Annotated in this window: 1 protein-coding gene; it reads left to right on the forward strand. The window is 48.4% G+C overall.

Translation table 11 applies throughout. The features are described from left to right. Positions 1-10806: hypothetical protein (locus tag Q7U10_06920; protein ID MDO8282339.1), on the forward strand; the 10806-nt coding region annotated here is incomplete at both ends.

The following is a 10806-nucleotide window of genomic DNA, read 5'->3' on the forward strand; positions in this document are numbered from 1 at the left end:
GGCAACGTAACATTGGCAGGCACAGTAACAGCCGACACCACAACCGTAGCAATAACGGCAGGCAACGATATCACAACCAGCAACACAGTGATAGCACAGACAAACGTAACAATGACAGCTGATGAAGATGCAGCGGTCAGCAATAACGTGACAGCCACCACAGGAAACATAACCATTACCACCGGCAGAGACATGGCACAGACAGTCGGTACGATTCAGGCGTTAGTCGGAGGCGTGGAAGTAGTCGCAGGAAGAGACATAGACGTCATATCAATTAATGCCAATGCCAATAACATGACAGGCGGCAATGCCATCAAACTTACGGCAGATGGCAATGTAATCGTCAATGTAGGCGGCACAGGATTAATTGCGACAGGGTCTCTTGGGCTGAATATTGCAATAGACCCAGTTGATGTGACAATAAGCAACGTAGTAACAGCTACAGGCGATGTAGACATTACGGCATCCAACAACATCACAGTTGGGGCAATTGTGACAGCAGACAGCGACTCAAACGGAACTGGTAATGCGACATTGACAGCTGATGACGATTCAAGCAGTGCAGGCGACCTTACAGCTACAGTGTTAATAACCGGAGAAAACGTAGATATAAGCGGTTACAACGTAACAGCGAGCACGCTTACTGCAGACAGAAATGCCAGCGGGACAGGTAATGTCACGGTAACGACCCAAGATAATGCCACACTTAATGCCGCAGTCACAGCAGGCCAGACATCCGGCACAATTGATATAACAGCAACAGCTGGAAATGCAGTAACAGGAGCGGCAGGAACACTTGACGCAGGCGGCGCGATAACAGTAGACGCGGGCCTTGACATAACACTCGGCGCGACAGTAGACAGCGAATTAGCCAGCGTAACGCTTACAAGCGGCAATGACACAGACATCAACTTCACAATAACGGCAGAGACCGGAGTAACGGTCAATGCAGACAACAACGTAAGCATAGACGCCAACATACTTGCAGACGAGGACGGCGGCGATGACGGCGACGTAACGATCAACGCGGATGCGGACAACAGCAGCGCCGGTAACGTTACAATGGGCAACTTCACCGTTTACGGCGATGACATCACAATAACCGGCCAGAACGTACAGGTGGATGCGTTAACAGCGGACAACACAGGCGCACCACTGGTAATGACCGGAGCCGGGGATATCACAGTAAGCGCAGACAACAACGTAACGCTGAATGACACACTTACAGCAGGCACAGGCGTTACGAGCAACATAACTATAACCGGCACAGAGGGCACAGTAACGCAGGTAGGCGCCGGCAGCGACATGCTTGCAGGCGGCAGTGTTGCAGTGACAGGCGGAGCCGGAGTAGACCTTAACGGGACGATCGGAAGCGGTACAATAATAGGCAATAACGTAACAATTGCCTCAGCGTTAGGCAGTATTGATACAACTGGTACGATAGATGCAGGCCAGGATGTAACAATGGATGCAGGCCAGGATGTAACAGTGGCAGGTGATGTAACAGCAGGCGGACTCATTGATATAGCAGGCGGCCACGACGTAACGATCACGGCATTGCTTGATACGGAAACGAACAGCGGGTCAACAGTCGATGTTACAGCCGGTCAGGATGCTGTGCTTGAGGAGATAAATGCAGACGGAGCTGTAACGCTTGTTGCAGGCCGGGACATGACGTTTAACAACACTGTTGATGCAGACGGAGCTGATATAACTGCTACAGCAGGCGATGATATGTTTATAAACGCGAATCTTGGTGAAGACCTTACTGCTAATAACGTTTATCTGGTAGCTGAAACCGGCGGCATAATTGAAACCAATGGCGCAACTATCGATGCGGATTTTGATATAACGATGGATGCAGGCGAGGTGATTTCATTAGATGGTGATGTAACCGCAGGAGATGAAATATCCATGTTGGCAGGCTCTGACATCTCTATGAATGGTAATAATATTACCGCTGTTACAAGCGTAGACATGTTCAGCAACAATGGCGCCATAACCAGCGGCGCATTAGGACTCATCACAACGCCTGACCTGAATATGGGCGCGGCAACCGGAATAGATGTGAATACAGATGTTTCAACTGTAGAGGCTGTCAACACCGCAAGCGGCAATGTGAACATAATTGAGCTGGATACGGTTTCCACAAACGGGCTTACCATTGACGGTAACGGCGTTACAAACTCAGGCAACGGCACCGTAACAATTGATACGCCGCTTGACCTTACGATCAACGCCGGGATATCGGCCGGAGGCGATGTTGATTTAGAAGCTGATAATACGGTAGATATTAATAGTTCCGTAACATCACTCTCAGGGAATGTATATGTGGATTCAATTACCGATAACGTAATTGTTCAGTCCGGCGCCCCTGTTTATGCCGGCCAGGACATTATTGTAAACGCAGTAAATGAGATAGAGGTTAATGACACCCTTACAGCAGCCGCAGGAGATATTGAGCTGACATCAAGCGCTTCATATATTGATGTAAACATCGGCGGAGACATGATAGCAGGCGGCAGGGTAAATGTAGATGCCAATTTTTATGTAGATATTAATAATGCATCTGTTACAGCGCTTGCAGGCGATGTTTCTATGAATGCAGACAATGGTGATGTCGGGCTTTACAGCTCAAGTGTAAAAGCCGGTGATTATGTAAGTTTGGATGCTGATTCTGATGTTGTAGTGGATGACTCGGTTGTTCGTGCTGGCACATCTGTCTATATGAACGGCAACTCGGATGTCTTTATTCAGAACGGTTCTGACGTTGGGGCAGATACTTACGTAGAGCTTTATTCTGATGATACCGTAGAAGTCAGCAATGGTTCCCGTGTAGACGCGGGTACTTATGTTGATATGAATGCTACATATGAAGTGCTTGTAGATAACTCTGATATAGGCGCAGGCACATATGTCACAATGTATTCAGATAATAGTGATGTCGGGCTTTACAGCTCAAGTGTAAAAGCCGGTGATTATGTAAGTTTGGATGCTGATTCTGATGTTGTAGTGGACGACTCGGTCGTACGCGCAGGCACATCTGTCTATATGAACGGTAACTCGGATGTCTTTATCTTGAACGGCTCTGATGTTGGTGCAGATACTTATGTAGAGCTGTACTCAGATGACACAGTAGAAGTCAGCAACGGCTCCAGAGTTGACGCCGGTACTTATGTGGATATGGCAAGTACTTACGAGATTTTAGTAACTGACTCTGACATTGGCGCAGGCACGGATGTCACGATGTCTTCAGATCAGACATCGGCTACTCTTACAAACGCAACAGTCAGAGCAGGCGGGCTTGTTGATATCTCTGCTGAAACTTATGTTGATATCGTTGACTCTGATATAGGCGCAGATACTGATGTTGATGTCTATACAAACTCCAGCTCTATATATATTGACAACTCTGTTGTCAGTGCCGGAGGCCATGTTGATATATTTGCTGCCAATGACTATATATACATGCAGGACACTCTTGTCAGGGCCGGTGAGTATGCTGCTGTTGCTGCTGCATCAGGCGCCGGGTCGGTAGATATATACACTTCTGATATAAATGCAGGCGAGGGTGTAGATATTTTATCAGTCTTATCGTATGTGAATATTGACAGCACCCCGATCACTGCCGGAACATATGTTGGTATAACCGCAAACACATCGGTTGATATCATTGGCTCAACTATTGATTCAAGTATCGGTTCGGGCACATATACAGAGATATATTCAAACAACAGTTATGTATATCTGGAGAACGCCCCGATAGCTGCCGGTACATATGTGAATATAGTCGCAGACGACGAGCTTGATATAAATGCATCTTCGATAACTGCTAACTCAGGAAACATTTCACTAACATCATATTTTGATTATGTTGACGCGTATTCAGGTTCGCCTCTTCTTGCAGGCGGAAGTGTTGATATTACTGCTGGCTCGAGTATCTGGACGCAAGACAAAGTAACTGCAGCAACAGGGTACATCGACATGGAAGCTAACAGTGGTGACATTGATGTAGACGGTGATCTATCTGCAGGCGACTATGTGGAACTGACCGCTTACAATAGTGTTAATTTAACCGGCAATATAAATGCCGGCGGATATGTTGATATCGATGCAGATGATGACGTTAATATCGATGCTGACATCACTGTTGATGGATCAAGCACGATCAATATAACAGCTGATTCAAACCAGGGTGGAGTTGGTAACCTTAATATAGCGCAGACCGCAGCCTCTTCCATAACGTCCATTGACGGCGACATAACGCTTCAGGGCGAAGACATCAATGTAGGTGCAGGCGCTAACACCGGCGTAGTAAGAACGGTAGGCAACGGCGACATAAAGATAACCGCTGATTATGAAAATGATCTCCTTGGCGGCGACTTCACTCTTGACGGGACTGAGAGTGAGATAGACTCCGGCGGCTCCATAGATATTGACCCGCCGTTTAATGTAACGATAGGCGGAGACGGCATGCATGCCGAACATGATATTGATATTGATGCTGTAAATGATATTGAAATAAACGCAGCTGTTAACAGCACAATGGCAGGTAATATCACCATGACAGCCGGGAATGACATTCTCCTTTCTGATGAGGTCAGGACCACTACGACCGGTGACGTTTCCTTAACAGCAACGTTAGGTGTTATAGATGATGCCGATGCCGGCACAGAAGATGAATATGTAGCTGGCGACACCGTCACAATGACCGCTGCAAACGGGATCGGTATCACAACCAGCGATATCGATACACAGGCTAATACCATACTTGCTAACACTACGGCTACTGATGTAGCAGCCGGAATTGATATCGAGAATACAAATTCTGGAAGTACCAATGTAACTCTTGCTACTGTTTCTGCCGGTCAGATAGATAATCCTGAAGCTGATATTACATTCCAGCAGACAGGCGGCGGCGGACTTAAGATAGACTCTGCAACCACAACTGACGGCTCTATCATGATATCCAATGTCGGAGCTTCGGCAACGCAGGGCATAGAGGCGGTAATTGTAAGTGCCGGTGACGATGACGGTGATGCTAATAGTGGCCTGCTAAGTCCAAATATCATAAATCCTGCAGGCGGCGGTGATGTGAAGCTATACACCGATGCCGGCGGTATGATCCTGCGCTCTGTTCTGGCTGAAGATGATATAGAGGTTATTGCTGATTTCGGTGACATATCGATAGATGTTGTCGGCATAGGCCCAGCTATAACATTGAACAGGGATGTGTATATTACAGCCACGAACGGATTCATCGACGAACTCGTAACCGCGATACCGGTGGCACTGCCACAGGATGCTGCTGTTGATATTACAGGGGATAATGTTTACATGTTCTCAGCAATCGGTATCGGCAAGAAGTATCAATTAGAGGTGAATTGTAATATCTGTACCGGGCAAACGACATCTTCATCAGGCGATATAAATATCCTTGACCCTGATGACCACACTGCAAATTATCAGACAGTAGACGGCAGTATCACGATCACTGCAGGCGGCTATATTGATGTGATCCTTGCCAATGCCCAGGGCCTTGGTAAGGACGTAACCCTGACAAGCACCGGCACAGCAGGTACAGACCCTGCCCATATCTGGCTCGATGAAGTATATGCGGATGATGACATATTCGTTACTGCAAGTGACCCGAGCGGCGGGAATATATATGTTGGCGATGTCGGAGACTCTTTCACTGATGACATAACAATGACAGCGACCTTTGGTTCAATATATGAGCACGATGGTTCTCCTGCAGTAGGACGGTCTGCAGACGCTTTAACTGATCTCGTCGGTGATGAAGTAAGCCTTACTGCACTGAATGACATAGGCGGGACAGGAGAGGATGACATCGAGATGAGCATAAGAACGCTTATGGCCGATTCAACTCTTCTCGGGGATATCATCCTGACCGAGCTTGACGATGATCCTCTTCTCGGTGACAACGGTATAGACCTTCTTGATGTTGATACCAATGACGGTGATATTATCCTTGTGACAAACGGTCTTGCATTTGAGACAGGAAGGGGTACGGTTGCCACTGATGTTCGTTCAGACACAGGCGTGGCAGGTACACATGATGTCTCTATCGACGCACAGAGCGGTGACATGGAGGTTAACTATGTGCAGTCTGATGATGACATCTTCCTCGGCGCAACAGCCGCAGGCGGCAGGATAGTAGAGTTCAACACGACAGACCAGCCGCTTGGCGATCTCACAAGCGATATAGTGGGTGACACCCTTATGATGCAGGCAGGCGCAGGCATCGGCACTGATGACTCTGACAGGCCTGAGAACAGGCTTGATACAGATGTTAATTTCCTGGCGGCAACTACATTAACCGGTGACATAAATATTCAGAACGACGGCGCCCTGGCCACATTTGATGCTTCAGGAGCCGGCATCCCATTCGGTAACGGTACATTAATAGGCCCTGACGGAGTTTCCATAACAGGCCCCGGTGGATCTGATGGCGATAACATTACTATCATCGCCTCAAGTCCGTTCACTGTTACTGGCGGCGCACCTGTATTAAATGCTGTGGGCGGTGACATACTGCTTGTGGCAGACGGTATTACTGCGGCTGATGACATGACGATCAATGATACAATCACAGCCTCAGGCGGAAACGGCAACATCACCCTTTATGCCGGTGATGATGTTTATCAGAATGATGATGTGACAGCCACAGGCTCAGGTAATATCAGCATATATGCGGGTGTTGACTACAACTCAGGAACACCTCATAACGGTAACATTGACGGAGTCATCACAATGGCTGACGGCACAGAGACAAGGTCCGGCAGCGGTGACATCACGCTGGAAGCATCAGGCGATGTAAGCATCAGCTCTGTAGTTTCAGCTAATAAAGCCGCGCCCCTCACATTTAATACTGACCTTGTACTGACCGCCCAGAATTATGGCAACTCAGGAAACGTCGGGTTGATCATTTTCGATATGCCCGGCTGGCCCACTATCGATGTGAGTCTCTCAGGCAGTAACGTCATTATCGTAACTGCTAATATATCCGGCGGTTTAGTAACAAATGCTGCCATTGCAGCTGCTATTAACCTTGATCCCGGTGCCAGCGCTCTTGTTTCAGCATCAGGAGGCGTTACTATAGCGGTTGCGCAGTTCCCGCTCCCTGTAAGCCTTAGCGGCGGTGATGCTTTAGGTGACATAACTATAACCGCTGACAGTGACGGCCCTCAGGGCAACCTGAGCAATGGCATAGGCGCGATAATCGACAACCTGACAGGAGAGGCAGCAAATATCATTGGTGATGATCTTGTCATGAGCGCAGCAACAGGTATTGGTTCAGCTGACGACATAGAGACCGATGTCACAACTGTTCTGGCAGCCAACTCTACAAGCGGACATATCAATATATATGAGACAAACGGGCTTGACAATGACCTTGTTGTACTCGGGGCTGCCAATTTAACAGCAGGTGCTGGCAATGTCAACATACAGACAGAAGACGGCACGCTCACAATTAACGGGGCTGTAAGCACGGCAGGCGCTGCAAGCACGATAACATTGATAGCAGGTGATGCAGCAACAAGCAATGATGATGACCTTAATGTCAATGCGGCTGTGACGGCTGTTAATGGAACGGTAACGCTGACATCAGTAACCAATGATGTCAACTTTGCAGCTGCCGGTGATGTCACAACAACATCCGGATATGTTGATGTAAACGCTATGGGTGTTGCCGGAGCAGGCAAGATATTCATGGCTGACGGAGCGTTGATAGACGCAGGTGATGACCTCATAACTATGGATGCACAGGGTGACATCACAATAGGCGGACTCAAGACAAACTACAACACCGCAGGCAACGTAGCGGTTTACATCGAGACTGTTGCAGGCGCGGTAATTGACGGCGGCGACACGGATGTTGACATAGATGTTGACGGAGGAGTTAATTCTGAGGTTGTGATCTCAGCAGAGACAGGCATAGGCACTGACGCAAACGGCCTTGAGACATCTATTGATGAGATAGCGGCTACAACAGACAGCGGTGACATACACATAATCAATACAGGCGACCTCGAGATAGTCAACTCATTAGGAGACGGCGGTGCAGGCGCAGCAGAGGTGAGGCCTGTCGGCGTAACAATAACAGATTCGGCTAATAACGACTCAGGCGACGACAACATCACAATAACCGCAGCAAGCCCGCTGACGGTGAGCGCGGATGTACTAAACAGCGACGGTGGAGACATCACGCTTTCAGCTTTAGGAACCGCAACTACTGATGACCTTGCTATAAACGCAAATGTTAGAAGCACCTATACTGTGGCTCCTGGCGATGGCGGCGGAAATATCCTCCTTACGGCAGGTGACACAGTCACTATAAGCAATAGCTACACGGTTCAGGCTCAGGGAACAGGCTCAGTAACGATTATAGCCGACTCTGACGGTGATGAAGACGGCTCAGGCGGAGCGGTAACAATGAGCAACGGTTCACTGGTAGATGCTGACTCAGGCAGGATATTCGTAAGCGCTGACGAGGACATCACTCTCGGCGGCCTGCTTACTACCAATGCAACAAATGCAACAGGCCAGGGAGCTGTAGAACTCACAAGCACAAGCGCCGGAATAGTTGACGGCGGTGATGTATTTGTTAATGTCAATGCCGCAAACGGACGCCTTCTCACTCAGACAGTAACAGGCGTAGGACGCGCACTCTCCGCAACAGGCGGTGCTGCAAATGACGCGATAGAGACAACTGTATTAGGCGTTGAGATGGAGAATACCGCATCCGGCAATATAGACATTGCAGAGACCGATGCTATGAATATTTACAAAATAGTCCAGATGTCACCTGAACAGACCGACAACAACGGCTTTATCAGGGTAGTGACAACAAACGGTACGATTACTGTGGTGGATAATAGTGATGACACAGAGCCTGTAATTATTGCGGTTGACGGAAGCGGCGTGTCTGAAGGCGGAAGCGTCAGGCTGACAGCAGGCGGCGGAAATTCAGATGTTGTAATAAATGACGGTATCACGACAGAAGAAGGCAATGTGACGATAACCGCAAATGACAGCGTGTTCTTTGGCAACACTGAAGGCGGGCGCAACGGCTTTATCTCCTCTCCTGCCGAGGGTAATGTGACTATCATTGCAAATGCCAACGGCACAGCCGCAGGCGACTCCGGCGATCTGATATTCATGGCTAATGGCGCGACGATTGATGCAGGTTCAGGATTTATCTCCATGACTGCATCGTCATCTTCTGATGGTGGTAACATTACACTCACCGGACTGAAGACAACAAGTGCAAGCAATACGGCTGTCACGATAGTTTCAGATTCCGCAGTTATTGACGGCGGCGATACCAATATCGATATAGACGCAAACAACGGCCGTGTAGTAATTGATGCCGTAACCGGTGTGGGCAATGTATCAGGCGCCGGAGCAGATGTTGCAATTGAAACATCCGCAGGTTCACTCGATATTGAAAACTTAGCTATTCCTGCAGTGGGAAAACCTGCAGATGGTGATATAAACATTGATGAGACAGATAATGTAACAGTCATCCAGCTTGACAATGACGATGCTGACGAGGGCGACATAAGGCTCATCACCGCGGGCAGCACTATAACGATAGCAGATGAGTCAGTCGGCGGCCTTGGAGTTGTGGCTCTGGACGGTGACATTCTGCTTGACGCAAACGGATCAGCAGGCTCGATAATCTCTTATGCAGAGATAACAACAGGTACTGCTAATCCTCTTGACTCAGCCGGCGACCATGCTGTGCAGATACTTGCTAATGACCATGTAGCATTTATGGATGGAACTGCTGATGTGACTTCCTGGGGCGAAGGCTCAGTAACAGTTACTGCTAATAGTTTAAATAACGACAGCGGATTCGGCAGTGTGACGATGCATACAGATTCCTCGATCACTGCTGATGACATCACAATAAGCGGCTTCAATGTGCAGGTAGATACGCTTACGGCTGACAATTTGGACGCTGATGATAACGGCACTATCGATATTGACGCGGTATACAATGTTGTTCTGGATGACAACCTTACAGCCGGCCGTGGCAGTTCAAGCGACATTAATATCACTGCCACAGAGGGCGATGTGACACAGAACAGAGGCGACATGCAGGCAGGCAGAAATGTAGACATTGACGGCAGGGAAGGCGTTGCCCTTTATGGCACGATAGGCAATACGGCAGGGCCTCTTTCTGCTATCGGAAGTAATGTGTATATCGATTCTTCTATGGGAAGTGTTGACATAATCGACGACATCACTGCGGATGGCAGTATATTTATATCTGCGGCTAACAATATAGTCGTGGGAGGCGTTAGCGCTGACGCTGACATTACTGCCGATAATGATTTGAGCGATGCCGGTAATGTATATATTATAGCTGATAGTGACTCAAGCACCGCCGGAGACCTGACAATTTACAATGATTCAGCCGTTATAGGCGAGCAGATAATTATGGAAGGTCACAATGTGACCTCGGATGTGGTTACAGCAAGGAATGGTGCAGACGCAGCAGGCACAATGATCATCATAGCCGGTGAGAACGATGTGACCATCAATGGTAATACAACGGTACTGAGCGATGTTGATGGTGACATAGCGATAACCTCAACGCTCGGCAGCACAGAGCAGACAGACGGGACGATCCTAGCGACAGACGGCGGAGTAGAGATAAAGGCTGGCAAAGACATTGACGTATGGGCTGTGACAGCCAATGCCAATAATATTGATACAGACGATGATACAGTCGGTGACACCGCTATCAAGCTTACGGCAGACGGTGATGTGAAT

The sequence above is a fragment of the Thermodesulfovibrionia bacterium genome, assembly GCA_030646035.1.
Taxonomy (GTDB): Bacteria; Nitrospirota; Thermodesulfovibrionia; order UBA6902; family UBA6902; genus JACQZG01.